The sequence below is a fragment of the Vibrio sp. SCSIO 43153 genome (assembly GCF_023716625.1).
Taxonomy (GTDB): Bacteria; Pseudomonadota; Gammaproteobacteria; order Enterobacterales; family Vibrionaceae; genus Vibrio; species Vibrio rotiferianus.
Genome location: NZ_CP071856.1, coordinates 1,779,369 through 1,800,222, shown reverse-complemented (window position 1 = coordinate 1,800,222; position 20,854 = coordinate 1,779,369). Strand labels below are relative to the sequence as shown.

The window sequence follows — 20,854 nt, the reverse complement described above, 5'->3', positions numbered from 1 at the left end:
AACCCCTAAGCGTTATTACAACGCGATCCGTCGAAAAATGAAAGTAAAGAGAATGTAAACGGTTTTCGTTTCCATTCTAAGCCGCTAGCTTTGTTTAGACCTGTTTAAAGGAGTATCGAACAGGGACAAAAATTCCAAACAAAGACATGAGGTCACAAATGGAAACACGCATTAATCGCCTATTCGCTGCAATGTTAGCAGTAGGCCTTTCACCTGCCGTCTCGGCTTATGATCCGCTCTACTCTGAGCAATGGCACCTAGACAACACAGGCCAAACTGCATTTGCAGCAAACGCTGCCGTTGCGGGTAATGACTTGAACACCAAACTGACACAAGCCATGGGCATTGCTGGTGTAGGTGTAAAAGTTGCCGTTATTGACTCTGGCGTACAGATCGATCACCCAGACCTTGCAGGTAACGTAGTCACAGGTAGCAGAAACTTCGTTGAAGACTCTTCATTCCCAGCCGATTACCCAGTTGATACAAATGGCCATGGTACCGCTGTAGCCGGCTTAATCAGCGCTGTTGGTAACAACGGTGAGGGCGTTCGCGGCGTAGCTTCTCGCTCTTCTCTAATGGGCTTTAACTGGCTCGCAAACCAAACGCTGGAAGGCTGGTTGATTTCTCACGGCGTGGACGCTGCAACCAGCGATGTTCGCGTTTTCAACCAAAGTTATGGTTTTAGCCCAATCTACCCTATTCCATTCGATGAGAACGATCCGCAGTTCAAGCTTGAAATGGATGTAATGAAAAACGTTAGCGAAGGTAATGCTTGGGGTCGTGGTGCTGTCTTCGTGAAATCTGCTGGTAACGGTTACCGCTACTTCAACACTGGTCGTTTCTTCGTGCTTCCTAGCGACTTCTTCGCAGGTGGTGGTAACAAAGGCCTACCAATGCATAACTCGGCACAGTCTTACGACAATGCGAGTTACTACAACCTTGTAACCAGCGCACTTCGTGCTGACGGAACTCGCGCCAGCTACTCATCAGTTGGTGCTAACGTGTGGGTCGCAGCACCAGCAGGTGAATACGGTCAAGACTTCCCAGCAATGGTAACGACAGATCTAGTAGGCTGTGAAGAAGGTCAAAACACCAGTGCAGATTTAGGTATTAACGGCCTGCACGGCGGTACTGAGCAAGATCCGAACTGTAACTACACCAGCACAATGAATGGTACGTCTTCAGCGGCGCCAAACACCTCTGGTGCAATTGCTGCGATTATGTCTACCAACCATGCGCTGACCGCTCGTGATGTCCGTGCGTTACTGGCAGAAACAGCAAGCATAACCGACAAAGACCACCCAGGTGTTCAACTTGAGTTCGTTAATAGCCAAGGAGACTTGGTAAGCTACGAAGCGATTTCACCATGGCAGAAAAACGCAGCTGGCGTTGACTTCCATACCTTCTACGGTTTTGGCGCAGTTAACCTAGATGAAGCAATGAAACGTGCTCGTATGACAAACAATGTTCTACCTGCACAAGTTATTACACCTTGGGCAAGCAATGCGACGGAAGTGAGTGTTCCAGACGCAAGCTTAGCGGGTGGCTCTTCAGCGATTGCTGTTACCGATGACATTACTGTTGAGTCAGTACAAGTGAAACTAACACTTGAACACTCGCGTCTACCAGATTTGGCAATTGAGCTGATTTCTCCATCAGGTACACGTTCAGTTCTGCAAACACCACGTAATGGTCTCGTTGGTCAATCTCTGGATTCAACAGTAGCGGGTTATGAAAACCAATTAATGCTTTCTAACCAATTCTACGGTGAAAACGCAAAAGGCGAATGGACACTACGAGCGATCGATACCAACGGCGGTGAAGTGTTCTCATTCATTGCATATTTCAATTCTTCAGCTATCTATGATGTACCGATGGCTAACAACGCAAAACCAGGTGTTATCAAAAACTGGTCTATGCGTATCTTCGGTCACTAAGGAGTCATTCACATGAAATTTATGACATTTTCTATTCTGGCTCTATCGACAATGGCAACGGCTGTACAAGCAGAGCAACAATTAGCTCAGCAACCTACACCTGAACTGTTTGTCGCATCTGATGCCGTACAAATTAATGGTCAAGATTACCGAAAACTTTCTGTTGATAGCCTTGCCGAAGCGCCAGAGCTACACGCTGGTGATGAGGTGTTTAAGAATGCGTTTAGTAACGTATCTAAAGCAACGGGCCTTATCTTTGTTACGGTAAAAAACCCAGCCGATGCAAAGGCAGTAGCTAAAGAGCTCAAACTTGACGTCGTCTTTGCTCAAGGTGAATCAGCCGTGTTCAAAGCAGCCGAAGGCCAAGATCTTCTGAGCATTAGCGATTACCTAAATGCTGACAGTCGCGTAAAAGCGTCTAAAATTGAACTAAACAGCGGTAAATACCGTGCACAATAATTCTCTAACAAGAGAAGTTGGCCTATAAAAAAATGCCTCAGCACATGCTGAGGCATTTTCTTTTCGCTTACGAGAAACGGACAGTTTAAATCTATTGGGTTGAGAACCTACTGAATAAAACTGATTAACTCCTTCGCGATGTCAGTGTTATTTTGCGAACCAACAAACTTATCCGCACCTTGCCCATAAGCAAACACTTGGACGTCAACAGCGGTATGCCCTTTTGTCGTCCAACCGGTGTAGCTCTTCTCATTAATGATTGCTTTCACTTCCTTGTAGAGGGCTTTAGCTGGCTCTTCACTCAATTTGGCGTATGCCAGCTTTCGACCTTGATCTTTAGATAATGACCAATCAACCGACTCATTCCATGTCGCGATCATGTCGTGGGATTGCGCAAGAGACAGCGCCAAAGGCCATGCGGTTTTGCGAACACCCTTAATCACCTCTGTGTCCCACTGATACTGCCCATTCGCACCAATTGTTAAGCCGCCAGTTGAGTGATCAGCGGTGATCACCAATAAAGTATCGGGGTGAGCATCGACATACGCTTTAGCCAATTCAATTGACTTAGCAAAATCATTCATCTCCGCCATCGCACACGCAATGTCGTTCGCATGCCCACACCAATCGATCTGGCTACCTTCAATCATCACGAAGAAGCCATTGTCTTGACGTTGTAATAGAGAAAGCGCTTTGTTGGTCATCTCTTCTAGGCGAGTGGGATTTTCATCTAGTGCGAACGGAAATGCCTTATCTGCGAACAAGCCTAAGGCGGGTAAAGTTTGTAGTGCAGGAAGCTGACCAAAGTCGGCAACGTATTGGTAGCCTTGCTGCTTGAACTCCTCAACTAAATTACGGTCTTCACGCTCGAAATAGCGAACACCACCGCCCAAAAGTAGATCGACTGGTAATTTCTCACCCACTTTATTGTCGATGTAATCATTGGCAATATCGTCATAGTTTCGGCGAGATTCATTATGAGCGGCAAAACTGGCTGGCGTCGCGTGGTTAATTTGCGATGTTGCCACCAAGCCTGTGGTCATGCCCTTCTCTTTCGCCATTTCTAGCATTGTTTTGATTGGTTTCTTATCTGTATCCACCGCGATAGCACCATTGTAACTTTTGACACCGGTACTTAGCGCTGTAGCACTTGCAGCACTGTCAGTAACGTAAGTCGCATCATCAGGATACGTTTTCGCCATACCAACCAAAATAGAATCAAAAACCGTCGGCTCTATTTCATCTGTATTTGGATCATCATGATAATAGCGATAAGCGGTCGTAAAGGCTGGCCCCATGCCATCACCGATCATATAGATAATGTTCTTCGGCGCGTCACCTGCGTAAGAATGGGTAGCCAAGAGGCTCGCGGTAATTAGGGAGTATTTAAGTCTCATATCTCATCCATGACATAATGCGAAGGCACCATAAAGGCACACATCAACTTGAGTATCGTTCTAATTTGCAAACGAATACTATCATGCACTTAGGATGAAACATGGCGTAGCTTCATAGTTTTACAACGCACATCATTTCTTGAACACAATCACTTCAGTCAACAAATCTGCTTTGTCAGTGTCATTCGGGTTATTAAGGTAGCGTTCAATGCCCAACGGTTTGGTCTTCACTTTGATGCCATTGTGCCGAGTAAGATTCATCGCATACGACCATGCATTACCTAAAAATTGATATTCACCCTTGTGTTCCACTGCATAAGTTTCGCAAGTCGGAATAGTTCCAGCAACAAAATCCCCGGTCGCTACAACACTTTTTTGTACTGGTAAACATGTAATGAACTCGAAATAACCGCGTTTCATGTCCATCGAAAGGTAAAAACAAAACATTTCGCCAGTCACGGGGAGATTTTCTTTGTATGCCATATCAAACAAACGCGAGACATGCTCTTGCATAACAGCAGGAACCTCTGAGAGCGTTCCGGCTCCAGTCAAACCAATGTAGCTAATCTCATTTTGTTTACGTAAACCAAGATCCGTGAGCTGTGAAAGGATTTGTCCCGTTTCCAGTTGACTTTTAAGCATACGCAAACCACGCTCATAATCCATTTCTATCATGGACTTAACCATGGTTTTAAAGAAGACGAGAAACCATGGAACACGTGATTGCATCTGCCACTCTACAGTACAACCATTAGAAGACGGCGTGACAATAAAGGTAACTTTTGCGTGACTTTGAAAAGGGCGAAAGAAGTGTAACTCCATGTCTAGACGATGTTCTTGGGTACTTTCTAGCACGATCGCACCTGTTCCGATACGCTTACCGTTCCACTGATACCCAGAGCCAACGACACCTTGTTCCTCACTGTAAGTGAGTTCGCATTCCGGTTCCATAATGATCCATGGCGACCAATCAGGCCAATGGGTAAAGTCTTTCAAATACTCGATGATGTCACTTTGTGTCTTTTCAATTTCGATACTTCGATTGACCTGATACGAGAGCATAACCACTCCTTGCAATTCACTTTGACTCTTTTGAGTCTAATCGATATCGAAGTTTTTTCTTGTTTCACTGACAGTTAGGCAGAAATAAAGACAGGACACAACTACCCATGCCGCGTGATTAAATGACGTAACCTCTAATGCAAATGGTTATGTCTTCAGTATGTTGTCACACCCTCAAATTTCTAATGTACAACGCACATAGTTTTAGCACTCTATGAAGAGTCTTATAGGTAGAATGAAAGTCAAAGATTGCACAATGCCCAACATGATCAAAGCAAATATGCTGTGTTAGCTCAGAAGATTCCCTTTCAGAGAACCCAATACGGAATGCCCGAATCAACAACCTTAGCTAACAATGAAAGAAACCAACAAGTACCATGGTATAAGCTGAATTCGGTTGCACCCTATATTACTGTGCATCACTTTAAAGATAGGAGGCGTGATCCGTGCTCAACATTTCGCAACGATTTAACTCTTGTTATCATACCTGTTAGATGTAAAGCCAAAGTAAAATCAATGAGAGTAAAAAATATCAATCCGATGGTCAACAGGTTGAAATTTAGACTAAAACGGTAGAGCAACATCTGGTTTAAAAAGCCAATCACCAGGGTTGCCCTATCCTTTTTATAGCTCTCTTAAAACCCTGAATCCGGCAAAGTTTGCAGCAGACGACGGTGAGATAAACAATTGAGCTTCAGATTTTGCTTTATCCGCGGAGAAGCTCCATGCTCCACCCTTTAATATACCTTTCGGGTCGGCTGTCCACTCCCAAACATTACCTACCATATCGTACATGCCCAAATGGTTGGCTGCGAATGACTTAACAGGAGACGCACTTTGGTTTGACCAAGGTGTACCGCCCCAACCTGTGTTTGCTCTACCTACACCGAAATCACTGCCCCACCAGTACGCATCTGTAGAGCCTGCTCGACTGGCGATTTCCCACTCATCCTCAGAAGGTAGACGGTACTTGTAGCCTGTCTGCTTAGATAACCAATTAGCGTACGCATTAGCATCATTTTTACTCACACAAACCACTGGATAATCGGTATTTTGCTTGTAACCAGGTGACTGCCAATTGTTTCCTGCCACTGGCACAATCGTCGCTTCATCAATGGTTGTACAAATATGAGTCAACTCAGCGTCGGTTTTGTAACCCGTTGCTGTCACAAATGCGTTGAACTCTTCGACCGTCACTGGGGCAATCCCCAATGCAAATCCTTTAGACAGGGTAACCTGTTTTGCCGCATTTTCACCGACTAAAAAAGTACCAGCGGTAACCACAGACATTTCTGGTGCATTAGTGTTTTTATTGATGTAGTCGGCAAAAGTCTCCCCAGCCTTTGGTGCATTAGATTTTGCAACTAGGTTTGCACGGATTGTTTGATCCTGCCCAATGGTAAATTGGCGGCTAAATGATTTGTAACCCTCTTTCTCAATCGTAATTTGATGAGTGCCACCTGATAGCATCACCTCTATTGGCGTTGAGCCATAGCGAACACCATCAATTGTCACACGATCATCAAATTGACTAGAGCGAATCATCACCGTATGCCAAGCAATCTCGACACTTTGCGATTGCTCCTCTCCTAGTGATGGTGCAAAACAATACTTTGAATCAAGGTCTAACAACTTGCACGCAGCGTTATCGGCAGGCTTTGACGTCATGCCCACTTTTAAAGTGGTTTTATACCTGTTCTGGTCAAAGAAACGAGACGCCCCCTCTGAATACTCTGATACATGGATATTCAAAGAGGCCGAAGCTTGATTTTGCAACACGATTTGCGATTCTGAAGTGTTGGCTATGACATTTGATTTAAATTGTCCAACCGCTTTCTGAATCGCTAAGTTTAATGTTTGCTTCTTACACGCATCCAATGTCATGTCACTGGCACAGGTATTTACATAACTCACTGTCTCTGTGCCTGTTTTTTGAATCTCTTCTCGAAGCAACGCAACTCGAGCTCGTTTTTTCTTCTCACTTAACTCATGAATCGTCAACTCGACTTGATGTTGAATTGCCTTGGCTTCTGAAAGCTCGTTCTTGATTTCTTCTTGCTTCTGCTGCGATGCCAACAAATCTGACTGAGCTTTTTTAACGTCATTCCAAGCACTTTGGTAATGTTGCTGGCTAGGAGTAATATCAAGCTCTGGTTCATCAATCATCTTGGCATAATCCGCTGATAATTGTGATTTCGCTTTGGCTAGCTTCGTTTCCAAGCTGTTAATCTGCTTTGAGAGCCTGGAAGTCTCAGCAATTTGATTGTCAAATCGCGTTTGGATTTCAGAAACATGTTCCTTCGCATCCTGCAATTCTGAGTTTTTCTCAAACAACGTACTTTGAATAGCCGTTGGAGTCTGGCTAGGCTCAATTTGAGCGAGAGTTGGCAGTGATGCAAGTGAAGGGACCATCGCCAACACAAGAGCAGATAAACCGTAACGCATTGTTCCTACTTATATTTCTAGTTATGACGCAAAACGCCACTTCACCATATGTATGGTAAAGTGGCGATGATTCAATAGCTTTGAAGACTCTTAGCCTTTGCTGTTTTCGGCAAGCTTAACCCAAACCGTATCACGGTTGTTAAGGTAAATTTCACGATTGTAAGTTTCATAGCCTTGCTTGGATACCGTAACTTGGTGCTTACCTTTCGGCAGCATCAACTCAACGGGTGTGCTGCCATAGCTTACACCGTTAATCGTCACCGCATCACCATATTGATCAGAACGAACTGTCAAGTTAACCCAACTTTTAGGTGGCTGCTTCTTACTTGATGTTTTTGTTGTTGCTTGACCATTTAGACAGTAACGAGTTGATAGCCCCAGAAGCTTACATGCTGCCGTCGCTTCCGGTCTTGCCTGAAGTTGCGCTTGAATATGTGTCGCGTAATCACCGTTACCAGAGAAACCACTTTCAATTACTTGGCTTTCCTGTACGTAAATGTTCAGCTGAACTCCTTGCAAATTCTGACGTACAAGCTCTGATTCAGTTAACTCGTTGATCAACTTACCTTTAAAGGTATTCACCGCTTTTTGCTTTGTCAGGTACTGACCTTGACTACTACACTCGCCCAAAGTCATAGAAGGTGAACAGTTTGTTGTATAACGAGTCTCTAAAACGGCACTTTCTCTTAGCTCTGTTTCCAGACGCTTTACACGAGCATCAAAACGCGACTCTTGAAGGTTTGTGTACTCACTATTCATTCTAGCTAACTTATGCTTAAGCTGTGAAAGGCGAGATTCGGATTCTTCTATAGACTGGGTTAGCTTAAGCTGTTCTGTTTGATTATCTTTTACTGCGGCCCAACTCTCTTGGTACTGCTTTTGGAAAGAGACAAGATCTGTATCAGGGTCTTCTAGCAAGCGGGAATACTGCTTATCAAGCGCTGACTTAGCACGGTTTCTTTTAGCCTCTAGCTCTTCACCCGCAGATGCCAAACGCACTTTATCATTCTGTAATTGACGCAGTGCCGATTTTTGCTCGTCATACTTTGCGTCTAAATCTTGAATCTCTTGATGCTTAATTTCGATTTTTTGGTCAACAGCAGCAACAAGGTCTGGCTGAGCACCGTCTTGGGCTAGTACGTAAGTCGAACCCATAGAGCAAGCTAGCGCAATGGTAAGCGCTGAAACTGAACGTGTTTTCATAATTCCCTGCTAATGTAACGCGGCATCAAACTATACGCCGGGGTAATGGCAATTTACCCAATAGACAACTTATCTCTATTTTTATTTTTGAGCTTTATAGAGAAACCGAGGAGTGGTTAAAATTTGCACTTCAAATCCCCAAACCTATCAAGGCATTGTATAACAAAAAGAAATTTAAAATCCCCCACAAAGGTATGCTTAAATCACATTTCTGAGCTTTTTATTAATGGTAAATTAAGTAATTCACACAAACCTACCGCACGTAGTTTCACATTTAAATGATACATTCAAGCGCGAGTTTGGAATCAACCCTGCACAATTAAGCCACTTAGGTATAATAAACATACAATAACTAAAACCTTCAATATTCATGAGATATAAACATATTATTATTGTTAGCTTTGTGACTCTGTTTGCAGGCTGCGCAACCTATGCTGGATTGAACTACGATAGTTTGTTCGGTCCTGAACAAGTACGTGAACGAACCGCAACGATTGATAAACCACAAGCGGATTTCTTTCAACATGACGTCAAACCTATTGTTGATAATCGCTGTGTGGTTTGCCATGCCTGCTACGATGCCCCTTGTCAGCTCAAACTTTCTTCCGTAGAAGGCATAGACCGAGGAGCAAGCAAAGCTTTAGTATATGAAGGCACTCGCCTCACTGCCGCTGCCCCAACTCGTCTATTTGAAGATGCACAAACCACTCAGGAGTGGCGTGACGCTGGCTTCCATCCTGTGCTTAACGAACGTGAGCAGAGCATGGCGGCTAACATGGATGCCGGTCTAATTGCACGAATGCTGCAACAAAAGGAGCGCCACCCTCTTCCCGACCAAGTTCAGCTAGAAGGCTTCGATTTTTCTATCGATCGTGAACAAACCTGTCCGACGATTGAAGAATACGCGCAATATGAGCAAGACAACCCAACATGGGGAATGCCTTTTGGTATGCCGAACTTAACTTCAGCGGAGTATCAAACATTGATGCTTTGGTTAAAGAACGGCGCGATCATGAACGCACATGTACCGTTGACCGAGCAACAACAAGCAGAAGTAGACAAGTACGAAGCGTTACTCAACAAGAGCTCTCGTAAGAATCAACTTGCTGCTCGCTACATCTACGAACATCTGTTTTTGTCTCACATATATTTCTCTGAATTAGATGGAGAACAGCCTCGATTCTTTATATTAGTTCGCTCTGCGACGCCTCCCGGCGAACCTGTAAAACGCATTACCACACGTCGTCCATATGATGATCCCGAAGTGGAACGCGTTTACTACCGTATTATTCCAGAGCAAGGCACTATCGTGGATAAGACCCACATGCCGTTTGCCTTGAATAAACAACGCATTGAAAACTGGAAAAAGTGGTTCATTGATGCCGATTACAAAGTGGCACAGCTGCCAAGTTACGAGCCGGAAGTCGCTGCTAACCCGATGACTGCATTCATTGACCTACCAGTGAAATCTCGCTTCGAGTTCATGCTGGATAATGCGCAAAACACCATTATGGCTTACATCAAAGGTCCGGTGTGTCGCGGTCAATTAGCACTGAATGTAATTAACGACCGTTTCTGGGTGTTCTTCCTCGATCCAGACAAAGCGGATATTCCTGAGGTTAACGAGTTTTATCGCTCCCAAGCAGATAATTTGAAGCTTCCGGGCGAGTTAGAAAGCAATACCGTACCAGTAACAAACTGGGTGAAGTACTCACGCCAGCAAGCTCGTTACCTAGAGGCTAAATCAGACTTCATCAACAAATGGTTCAAAAACGGCGAGCATCTTTCTACGGATGTGATTTGGGATGGTAACGGCACCAATCCGAATGCAGCGCTAACGGTATTCCGTCACTTTGACAGCGCATCTGTCGTGCAGGGCTTAGTCGGAGAACAACCAAAGACAGCTTGGGTGCTGGACTATGCTCTACTTGAGCGAATTCACTATCTACTCGTTGCTGGGTTTGATGTTTATGGCAACTTTGGCCATCAGTTGATCACTCGTATGTTCATGGACTTCCTTCGTCTTGAAGGGGAAAGTAATTTTATTGCCCTATTGCCTGCCGATATGCGTCATCAAGAGCACTCAAGTTGGTACCAAGATCAACCACGTCAGCTGAGCGACTTCTTACAGCGTAATGTCGCGCCATTTAGCCAACCGACTAGCGTTGTGTACCATACTGACGACCCGAAATCCGAACTGCTCGACATCTTGCGCAAGCAGGTTTCACCTATCCTGTTACCACGTTATGACATTGTAGATACCGCGCTAACGGTAGAGAGTGAACAGCAGTTGGCAAGTATCAACCAAGTTCGTGGAGAGGGACTCCAAACTGTGCCGCAAATCACCATGCTGATGGTGCGCAGTAATTCAGGTCAAGATGAGCTGTTTACCCTGCTGCATAATAACGCACATATCAATATTTCTAGTTTGTTTGATGAAGAGAGTAACCGCGACTTCGCAAACGATGGTATGACCATCGTTCGAGGTGTTGTTGGCAGTTACCCAGCCGTATTTTTCTCGCTTAAAGAAAATCAGATAAAAGAATTTGTCGATAATTTCAGCAATCTTAAATCAGAGGACGAGTACGTTAAGTTGTTGGATAAGTTTGCGATTCGCCGCAGCTCTGACGAATTCTGGCCATTTAGCGATCGTTTGCATGATTGGTATCGTACAAAACAACCGATCGAATTTGGTTTACTTGACTATAATCGTTTTGAGAATCGATGATGATCTAAGGGGGTTCTCATGAGTATCCGAGATAACATTGCCGCTCTCGAGCAACAAATTTACGTTGCCTGCTCAGAGGGAGACTACGATACGGTCAATATGCTTGAGCACCAACTCGAATACTTACGTGGCAGAGTGGAACATCCATTGGACGATGATCCATACGCCATAGACACTCGGTTTGAGTGGGATGATAATTTGACCAAATAGAAAAAAACCTCCGGATTGAGCCGGAGGTTTTTGTTTATATACTCAAGTAACCCCAACGCGCTTGACTACATACAAGTTGAATGCTGTTGTACTTTCGCTATTAAGCTAGGAATCCGAAGTTATTCTACCATAAGCTCATCAAGAGCGATGACTGACTCATTAACTTGCTGCTTCAACGCGTCACTAGTCTTTGCGTACGCTTCTAACGGCTCTGGCGCAATCTCGATAACTTGACAAGTATTCATCAACGCCGTCAAACCTAAGCTACCCGCGCTGCCTTTGAGCTTGTGAGCAAGATCTTTTACCGCTCGGCTGTCACCATTTTTATCAGAGGTCTCAAGTTGGCTCAATACATCCGCGCTCGTTTGTCTAAACAGGTCGATAATGTGCAGCATTTTCTCTCTGCCCAAAATCTTCATGTCAGACTGAATCACGTTAGGGTTAATGATAACCATCGCTGGCTCCTCTGCTATTGGGTCATCAAGGACCGTTTGTTCATTATTTTCTGTCGTTGTGTTCTGCTCTTGTTGAGCCACGCAATTTTGAGGAAGTAAGAGTTGTCTACCTTCAAGCATATCTTGAATCAGTGCCGCAAGCGCTTCTTTTTCCATGGGTTTAGGTAAGTAGCCATCAAAACCCGCTGCCAAATAGCTTTCTACTTCTTCTGCAAAAACATGAGCAGAAACGGCCACCATTGGAGTTGGCACCAACGCTTTGTCAGCTGGTTTGTTTCTCTCAATACGTTTAAGGCGGTGGATTAAATCAGCACCGTTGCAATCTGGCAAGTTGATATCGACTAATGCAATGTCAAAATCATGCTTATCAATGATCTGTTCTGCGTCTAAGCCAGTCTCTGCCATCATAACTTCGTGCCCCATGCTCTCTAAGAACCCTTCAGCAACGACACGATTGACCGGATTATCTTCTACAACGAGTACTTTCGCGCGGACTTTACAGCGCGCACTTGCGATAGACACGGTTTCTACAGGTTCACTTTCTTCTAATGGAATAGAGAACCAAAACCTACTGCCTTGCCCTTCATCCGAGTCTACATCCAAGCAGCCACCCATCGCTTGAATAATCCGACGACTGATCGCCAAACCTAAACCTGTACCACCCGTTTGATTCAAGCCACCCTCCGCTTGAGTGAAAGCATCGAACAGTGTCTTCTGATCTTTCTTCGCTATACCTATCCCTGAATCAGAGACTTCAAACAGAACTTGGGATTCATCTTCAGGATTTAAGCTGACGTAAATATCAATCTCGCCTTCTTCGGTGAACTTAATCGCATTACCGACTAAATTGCTTAGAACTTGGTTAATGCGAGTTACATCTCCCTTCCAGTAACGACCTACATCGCTCTCAATGTGGTAAGAGAAAAGAAGCTTCTTCTCTTGAGCCTTGCCGTTCATTAACTGGAAGGTGTCTTCAATCATTTGATGTAAATCGAAACCTAAACTGCGGATCTCCAAATGCCCTGCTTCAATTTTCGAGTAATCCAGTACGTCATTCAAAATCGCCAACAGCGTTTTACCACTGCGGTTGATGATTTCGGCATAACGTTTCTGAATAGGATTCAAACCCGAATCAATCAACAATCGAGCCGTTCCTAACACACCGTTCATAGGTGTGCGAATTTCATGACTCATTGTGGCTAAGAACGCCGATTTTGCTCGACTTGCTTGCTCAGCTTGCTTGCGGGCTTCAGCATGATTTAGCACTTCTTCATTCAGACGTCGGTTCGCTTGTTTCAACTGAGAGGTGCGATCTTCAACTAGCTCTTCAAGGTGCTCCTTATGTTCCTCTAAATCACGTTTTGCTTTCGCTTCACCTTCAGCGACGACTTTTAAAGCTTGTGCTGTATTTCTTGCCGTAATAATCGCCTGCCCCATATGAGCAAGTTCATCCTTCCCTTTAACCTCTAACTCTACAGCCAGATTCCCTTGAGCGACAGACAACAGTGCCGCAGAGTATTCAGCCAAACGTTTTACGACCGAGACATAAACGACTCGCCATAAGATAAGCACCACGATAATAAGGCCAACGATAGAAATAACAGTAAGCGACCACTGAGCAAACTTCAGTGTGCTAGTGAGCTGATCAACCGCAACAGTAGTAGTTTGATTTGAGTCATCCACCAATTTGTTAACTGTGCTGTTTAGTTCTGAGAATAACTCCAACGTTTTGTGCATTAACTGCTGAGATTGGTCATTATTTTCATATTGTTGCATTAATATGGTGAACACAACCTGACGCTTACCCAGTTCAGTTAGAAGCTGGGCCATTTGCTTCGAACGAGTCGGGTCTTCAACAGCAAGTACGCGACGCTTCATTATCTTCAGGTTATCTTCAAATGCATGCTGAACTTGCTGAATACGATCCATATTTGTTAGCGTGCGGGCTTCTTCAATCTGGTTGAGCATTTTAAAAGCCAACAAATGTAACTCGTGCAAACGTTCAGAGAGGTCTAGATCCACTTCTACCAAAGCATCTAACGCTTGATAAACTTGTTGTTTCTTATTTGCTTCTAGCAAGTCGTAAATATGGGTGACATTCGCTACTGCAATCGTGCTTGTATTTTGCACTTGGGTACGTGTTAGTTGTTCTAACTCCTCACTCAATAAGCGCATTTCCTCAACACGAGTTTCTATTTCCTTAGCGAGCCAAAGCTTGCGTTCTACCGAGACACCAAGATCTGCCAAGTTATTGATGACATTTTGAACATTCGTCTCTAACTTTTCTAAAAGACCCGCGTCGAACGACTCCCCTCCCAGCTCTTTAATATGGGAAAGTAGTGATTCGAGCTGTTCAAAAAGCACCTTTCCTGCTTCTTTACGCTCTTTTTCATTTTGTGCATTAGAAAGCATTTGAACAGAAGAAATGATACGCGTACTCAGCTCAGAAACCTGACGAGCCTCAATCATTGCAGGGATAGCGGCATCTACGACATTCCTTTCAGTTTTGGCTACCAAAGAAAACCCTGACACCCCAATTAACGCAGATGCCATCACCAACATCGCCATCGCAATAAAAGACAAAAGTAACTTGCGACCGATGCTCGCTGTTGCTAGCAACATATATTCCTTACCTTAATGTTCGTGTTCGGCGTTAGTTTACGTTATATTTTGCAGTGTTTACTTAATCTATGCCAACGAACTTCATTTCATGGTTATAAATCAGCGCTTAATTCGCACAATTTTCGGACATTCTGCCTTAACACTGTCACTTTTCGCTTCAGTGCCAACGTTCGCAGCTGAAAAAATATGTGCCATTTATCCACATTTAAAGGACTCATACTGGCTATCAGTAAACTATGGAATGGTTTCCGAAGCGGAAAAACTCGGTGTCGACTTACGTGTACTTGAGGCAGGCGGTTATCCAAATAAGTCTCGCCAGGAACAACAATTAGCCCTATGCACCCAATGGGGTGCAGACGCTATTATTCTGGGTACTGTCGATCCGCAAGCTTACGAACACAACCTAAAATCATGGGTAGGTAACACTCCCGTATTTGCGACAGTCAACGAACTCAAGCTAGATGACGAGCAAAGCAAACTTTTAAAAGGTGTTGTTGGGGTTGACTGGTATTGGATGGGTTACAAGTCCGGGAAATTCTTAGCTCAGCGTCATCCTAAGGGTAGCGGTCAAACCAATATCGCTTTGTTATTAGGCCCAAAAACTCGCGGAGGCACAAAGCCCGTTACCGAGGGTTTCTATGAAGCCATTAAGGGTAGCGACATCCATGTTGTTGATAGCTTCTGGGCTGACAACGATAAAGAACTACAGCGAAACATTGTTCAACGTGTTATTGACATGGGTGACATTGACTACATTGTTGGAAGTGCCGTGGCTATTGAGGCTGCAATTAGTGAGTTACGTAGTGCACAAAAGACAGATGAAATTGGCTTAGTGTCTGTTTATTTGAGTCATGGTGTCTATCGAGGGCTACTTCGAGATAAAGTATTGTTCGCTCCTACCGACAAGATGGTCGAGCAAGGCCGTTTATCTTTGATTCAAGCTGCAAGCTATTTACGAAACCAATCGTACGAAAAACAAGCTAGCCCTAAGATAAAAGCACTGACCCCAAAGACCCTTCATGACGAAACAATTGAAGAATCGTTATCTCCGTCAGAGTATAGGCCGACATTCAGCGTTAAAGCGGTTGAATGAAGATCGAAAAACGTGTTCTATAAGTAACAACAAATTACACAGAATAAAATCGATAACGGAAATAACTTGATGCAAAAAACGATTCGCACCATGCCTACCCACAAGCATATTGCATTGGTTGCACATGACAACTACAAACCTGAACTTCTACGCTGGGTGAAACAGAACAAAGAGAAGTTACAGGGACATTTTCTCTACGCGACTGGCACAACAGGCCATATGTTAAGTAAAGAAACTGGCCTTGCAATCAAAAGCATGATCAGTGGCCCGATGGGAGGAGACCAACAGCTTGGTGCTCTGATCTCAGAAGGGAAAATCGATATGCTTATTTTCTTCTGGGATCCACTTAATGCTGTTCCACATGACCCAGATGTAAAAGCACTCCTGCGTATTGCAAGTGTCTGGAACATCCCTGTTGCAACCAACAGAGCAACAGCAAAGTTCTTGTTTGAGTCTCCACTACTTAATCAAGAAGTAGAAGTGGAAGTCCCTGATTACGATGCCTATTTAGCGGAACGTACTTAATTTGCCCTTACCGTGAGAATAGAGAGGGCGAACAATCGCTTCGCCTTCATTCTATTGCATACTTGCAACCGGGTAATCTCCGTTTACCAATTCTTGAACAAAACCAGAACCCGCACCAGTATGAGTAATCCATACCTTTTCTTTTGCTCGTGTTAACGCAACATAGAACAAGCGGCGTTCTTCTGCATATGGGAACTTGTCTTTTGATTCACAAAGTGCACCGTCGATATGCACTTGCTTCTTCTTAGCAGGAAACTGTCCTTCATCGACCGAGAGAATAATAACAAAGTCTGCTTCCCTCCCCTTGCTCGCATGACAAGTCATAAAGCGAACATCAAGATTTGGAAAACGCTTCAACCAATCATCGTATAGATCTGGCTTATGGTAATGGTTACGTCCCAACAACAGCACAGATTTGGTTTTCTTCGCTTGTTGATTAAGTTGATCAAGAATCTTCTCAACTTGATTACTCGGTGTAGTATGCACACTCTTCTGCTTACGTTGCTTATGACTATTAAGTGTCTTCGGCAACTGAGACGGGTTCTCTTGCACAAAAGTATTCGCCACATCACCAATTTGGTTGTTAAAGCGATAGGTCGTATCTAGGTGATGCACTGTCGAATGAATGAAGCGGTCTTGGAAGCCTGTCGTCAAATCAACATCTGCTCCGGCAAACTGATAAATCGCCTGCCAGTCATCTCCGACAGCAAACAAGGTCGCACCGGCTTGCTTTTGTGTTGACTCACACAATGCTTCAATCAGAGCCAAACGATCAGGGGAAATATCTTGGTACTCATCCACCATGATAAAGCGCCAAGGTGATATATATTTACCTTTACTCACGTAGTCGGTTGCACGACTGATCATGGTTGGAAAATCAACGTGATTAGTCTCTTTCAGCATCTTTTGCCACGCACTAAAACATGGCCAACACAGCGCCAACTCGCTGTTCAAACGCGTGTAGTCTTGATGATTAACCAGCCTCTCTTGCACTTGCTTCTTGGTAAGACCAACCGCCGCAAGCTGAGACAGTTGTTGATCTAGCCAAGCGATCAGTTTTGGGTTTTCTGAGTGACTGCCTAACTCATCGTCACCTTTCAAATAAGCGATCGGCCATTTGTCCAAGTGCTTTTGCCAACGCTTAAAGTTAGTCGGAGTCATCCAGTGTTTCTTGAGCCAATCGATGCACCATGCTGTACGTTGATTGTCATCCAATGCGAGCGGGCTGATCTCTACAGGTTGCGGCTCAACTTGATTTAGAATGCGCAAACCAAGTTGATGGAAAGTATTGACGCGTACGCCTTCTGCAGCCAATCCCACTTTGTCGACCAAACGACCTTTCATCTCTGTTGCAGCATCACGGCCAAACGCGAGCATCAATAGTTCTTCAGCTTGAGCTTGGTGGCTTTGCAGCAAATACGCCACACGTGCCGTCAGTACGCTTGTTTTACCTGACCCAGCCCCAGCTAAAACAAGGTTATGATCATCGTTAAGCAGTACTGCATGCTGCTGCGAAAGATTCAACGGTGAAGACTCAATACGGCTAAATAGCACTTCCCAATTTGGGCGTTCATTCTCCAGCCACTCATGATTTCGTTTGCTCAATGTGTTAGAAGTGTCAGAAAGCCATGGTTCAATCTCTGCCATACGATTTGGCATACGCATTTTCGCTTCTGCCAAGCTGGTCTTGATTTCAACGAGCTCAGAATTAAGTTGTTCGACCCAATTTTGCACTTTCGAATGCGGTAGATAAGCAGGTAAATGCTGAAGTTGATACAACTCATCTTCCCACTTAGGAAGGTATTCTGCGAGCTTACGGCACTGATTATTGTGCCACTCTTGATATTTTCTAACCGCCTCGACGGCAAACTTGCGACACTGCGGCCACGGCAAACCTTGCACTAACCAGCTCTGTTGCATGCTATCTTGTTCATGAGCGAAGAACTGAAGCGAGCTCCAAAGTAGACCACGTTTAACGCTAACTTTGCCATTCCAAATCGTAAATGGTATGTGTTCTTCACTGCCCACTGAACTCAATAAAACACTGTTTTCTTTTATTTCTACCTGGTAATACTCATTTTGAATAAAAAACTGTGCTTTATTGGAGGCAGTAAGCTGCATGAAAGGTGCGCCTTTTAGTATAGAAGTTTTCGTTTTATATCATTTTAGACGCTCAAATTGTAGCGATGGATGAAGCACAAATCGCCTTCTGTCTGTATTCTTAATTAAAAATCACATTACTGTAGAATTTGTATACACGTATCACTTCTTCTTCGACAACCAACACGTTAAGTCAATGACTATTCTGTTGATTTCCTGACCATGTGACGTTTTTTATTAAAATAGGTCATAAACACGTTATAGTGAGTTTGTTAGAATTCTCTCGTTTTCCACCGGCAACGAAAGGCGCATTGTGCAAGCTGCTTTAAAATTACGCCTCTATTGGGCAAACAAAACCATTAATTACAGCATTCTGATTTTAATTACCTTGTTAGGGGTAGTGATTCCTGCTTGGTACTTCGATCAAAATGTACTAATAACGCCCCTTATATTGGGTGTTATTGCAGCCGCATTGGCGGAAAGTGATGATAGCTTCACTGGTAGGATTAAAGCACTAATTCTTACCTTTATTTGTTTTGCTGTCGCCGCATTCTCTATTGAGATTCTGTTTAATACACCTTGGGCGTTTGCTGTTGGTCTATTTGTGTCAACCTTTGGCTTTATTATGCTTGGCGCTATTGGCCCCAAATACGCAAGCATTGCATTTGGTTCACTACTCATAGCTATCTACGCCATGCTCGGAGCGCATGAAAGTACCAACATTTGGTTCCAACCATTACTGCTATTGACAGGTGCTGCATGGTATTACTTTATGTCCATGATTTGGCAAATATTCTGGCCCCTTCAGCCAGTTCAACAAAGCCTTGCAACTGTGTTCTTACAAATTGCCAACTACCTAGACGCTAAAGCAAAGCTATTTCACCCGGTCACGAACCTGACACCACAACCAATGCGAATTGAGGCTGCAAAACTCAATGCAGCAACAGTAAATGCACTCAATGCGTGTAAAGCCACGTTATTAAGCCGCTCTAAGCGTGGACACATTGACGGCCCGAGTGACCGATTCTTGAACATCTATTTTATTGCACAAGATATCCATGAGCGCGTCAGTTCAAGCCACTATCGCTATCAAGACTTAGCCACAGAATTCGAACGTTCAGATGTATTGTTCCGCTTTAAATACTTACTGGAATCACAAGCTCAAGCTTGTCGTGATATTGCTCATGCTATTCGATTAGGAAACGAATACACCCACACAGACCAATCTATTTTGGCATTGGCGGAGTTACAAAACTCATTAGGGTATTTGGAAGAGCAGCAACAAAGCCACTGGAAGCGTTTGTTGGCTCAACTTACCTACCTCTTCAACAACCTTGCGACGGTAGAGAAACAGTTAAACAATATCAACAACCCTGATGCAGAACGTTTAGAAGAAGACGTGCTTGATGACACCAACCCACACACGTTAAAAGCGATGTGGCAACGCATTGCTGCCAACCTACATAAAGACTCAATGCTGTTTCGCCATGCGCTGCGCATGTCGATAGCACTGACCGTAGGCTATGGAATCATTCAAGCCTTCGATATTGACCGTGGCTACTGGATTTTGCTCACCACGTTGTTCGTGTGCCAGCCCAACTACAGTGCAACGCGACAAAAACTAACAGCGCGTGTGATAGGCACATTAGCAGGCTTACTAATTGGTGTTCCGCTTCTCACCTTTTTTCCTTCACAAGAAAGCCAGTTAGTATTCATCGTGCTATCAGGCGTGATGTTCTTCGCCTTCCGCATCAACAACTACGGCTACGCTACAGGCTTCATTACCTTGCTGGTACTTTTCTTGTTCAACCAGTTAGGCGAAGGCTATGCAGTTGTACTCCCTCGACTCGCAGATACACTGATTGGCTGTGTGCTCGCGGTGGGGGCAGTTTTAGTTGTTCTACCTGATTGGCAATCGAAGCGCCTACACAAAGTGATGTCAGATGCGATAGATGCAAACAAACAATACCTTGGTCAGATCATTGGTCAGTATCGTATTGGTAAAAAGGATAACCTCAGTTACCGAATCGCCCGTCGTCAGGCTCACAATAACGACGCCAACCTTTCTTCTGCCATCAGTACGATGCTGGCAGAGCCGGGTAAATATCGAACAGCTGTGGATGAAAGCTTCCGATTCTTAACGCTTAATCATGCAATGCTCAGCTACATCTCCGCACTTGGTGCGCACCGTACGAGAATTGAAGACGAGGCAATCCATCAATTGGTACTCGATGCTCACCGCTGCATCCACCAGCATTTAGACGTTCTTCATCAGCAGTTACATCAACATTGTGAAGAGTGTGATTTGTCATCAATTGACGACTCCAACTTGGAACAACGCCTGAATGAATGGCGCGATGAAGATGATCACTCAGCTCGAATGGTGCTGCAGCAATTACATCTTATCTACCGGATGCTACCTGAACTACATTCTCTCGCCTCCAAGTTTGCAGTCAGAGCAAACTAAAACAGCAAATCCTGCGCCAGAAATATTCTGGCGCTTGTAAGTCATTGATGCCCTGAAAAGTCAGAAAATTCTTACCTTCTGCTTACGTCACCTGACAATTTTCGGACAATAAACCACCGTTCAAAATCTACTCTCAAAATCATTAGACGTG

The 20,854-nt window shown here is 44.3% G+C and carries 13 protein-coding genes; 7 read left to right on the top strand and 6 right to left on the bottom strand.

The annotated features are described in order from the left end of the window. Positions 1-158 precede the first annotated feature (158 nt). A complete protein-coding gene (locus tag J4N37_RS24280; RefSeq protein WP_252042645.1) occupies positions 159-1,937 on the top strand; it encodes a S8 family peptidase in 1,779 nt (592 codons plus the stop codon). A gap of 12 nt (positions 1,938-1,949) precedes the next feature. After that, the gene (locus J4N37_RS24275; protein WP_252042644.1) at positions 1,950-2,396 is read left to right on the top strand and encodes a serine protease external chaperone; all 447 of its coding nucleotides are present in this window, start codon (positions 1,950-1,952) and stop codon (positions 2,394-2,396) included. A gap of 107 nt (positions 2,397-2,503) precedes the next feature. On the opposite strand, the gene J4N37_RS24270 is transcribed toward J4N37_RS24275, so the two are convergent. The 4 genes from J4N37_RS24270 to J4N37_RS24255 all read right to left on the bottom strand — a co-directional run bounded on the left by J4N37_RS24270 (position 2,504) and on the right by J4N37_RS24255 (position 8,503). Beyond that, the gene (locus J4N37_RS24270) at positions 2,504-3,793 is read right to left on the bottom strand and encodes an alkaline phosphatase (RefSeq protein ID WP_252042643.1); all 1,290 of its coding nucleotides are present in this window, start codon (positions 3,791-3,793) and stop codon (positions 2,504-2,506) included. A gap of 132 nt (positions 3,794-3,925) precedes the next feature. Further along, positions 3,926-4,855, bottom strand: coding sequence for an SRPBCC family protein (locus J4N37_RS24265; RefSeq protein ID WP_252042642.1), 930 nt, complete (start codon positions 4,853-4,855; stop codon positions 3,926-3,928). A 624-nt stretch (positions 4,856-5,479) separates the two neighbouring features. Beyond that, the gene (locus J4N37_RS24260) at positions 5,480-7,300 is read right to left on the bottom strand and encodes an SUMF1/EgtB/PvdO family nonheme iron enzyme (protein ID WP_252042641.1); all 1,821 of its coding nucleotides are present in this window, start codon (positions 7,298-7,300) and stop codon (positions 5,480-5,482) included. Positions 7,301-7,390: 90 nt separating this feature from the next. Then, on the bottom strand, positions 7,391-8,503 hold the full coding sequence (locus tag J4N37_RS24255) for a PEGA domain-containing protein (RefSeq protein ID WP_071235909.1): 1,113 nt from the start codon (positions 8,501-8,503) through the stop codon (positions 7,391-7,393). Between the two features lie 370 nt (positions 8,504-8,873). Here J4N37_RS24255 and J4N37_RS24250 point away from each other — a divergent pair, with 370 nt between their 5' ends. Beyond that, the gene (locus tag J4N37_RS24250; RefSeq protein ID WP_252042639.1) at positions 8,874-11,231 is read left to right on the top strand and encodes a fatty acid cis/trans isomerase; all 2,358 of its coding nucleotides are present in this window, start codon (positions 8,874-8,876) and stop codon (positions 11,229-11,231) included. A gap of 18 nt (positions 11,232-11,249) precedes the next feature. Next, positions 11,250-11,441 carry a hypothetical protein gene (locus J4N37_RS24245; protein ID WP_038886761.1) on the top strand — a complete coding sequence of 64 codons (192 nt, stop codon included), beginning with the start codon at positions 11,250-11,252 and terminating at the stop codon, positions 11,439-11,441. A 119-nt stretch (positions 11,442-11,560) separates the two neighbouring features. On the opposite strand, the gene torS is transcribed toward J4N37_RS24245, so the two are convergent. Then, on the bottom strand, positions 11,561-14,518 hold the full coding sequence (torS, locus tag J4N37_RS24240; RefSeq protein ID WP_010452343.1) for a TMAO reductase system sensor histidine kinase/response regulator TorS: 2,958 nt from the start codon (positions 14,516-14,518) through the stop codon (positions 11,561-11,563). 88 nt (positions 14,519-14,606) lie between these two features. On the opposite strand from torS, the gene torT reads away from it, so the two are divergent. Then, positions 14,607-15,611: a TMAO reductase system periplasmic protein TorT gene (gene torT / locus J4N37_RS24235; protein ID WP_038886757.1), complete on the top strand. Its 1,005-nt coding sequence runs from the start codon at positions 14,607-14,609 to the stop codon at positions 15,609-15,611. A 69-nt stretch (positions 15,612-15,680) separates the two neighbouring features. Further along, positions 15,681-16,136: a methylglyoxal synthase gene (locus J4N37_RS24230; protein ID WP_010452347.1), complete on the top strand. Its 456-nt coding sequence runs from the start codon at positions 15,681-15,683 to the stop codon at positions 16,134-16,136. A gap of 51 nt (positions 16,137-16,187) precedes the next feature. Here the strand turns inward: J4N37_RS24230 and helD are convergent, their stop codons facing one another. Beyond that, on the bottom strand, positions 16,188-18,257 hold the full coding sequence (gene helD / locus J4N37_RS24225; protein WP_038886749.1) for a DNA helicase IV: 2,070 nt from the start codon (positions 18,255-18,257) through the stop codon (positions 16,188-16,190). Between the two features lie 292 nt (positions 18,258-18,549). Here helD and yccS point away from each other — a divergent pair, with 292 nt between their 5' ends. Next, on the top strand, positions 18,550-20,703 hold the full coding sequence (gene yccS, locus J4N37_RS24220; protein ID WP_252042638.1) for a YccS family putative transporter: 2,154 nt from the start codon (positions 18,550-18,552) through the stop codon (positions 20,701-20,703). Positions 20,704-20,854: the final 151 nt, after the last annotated feature.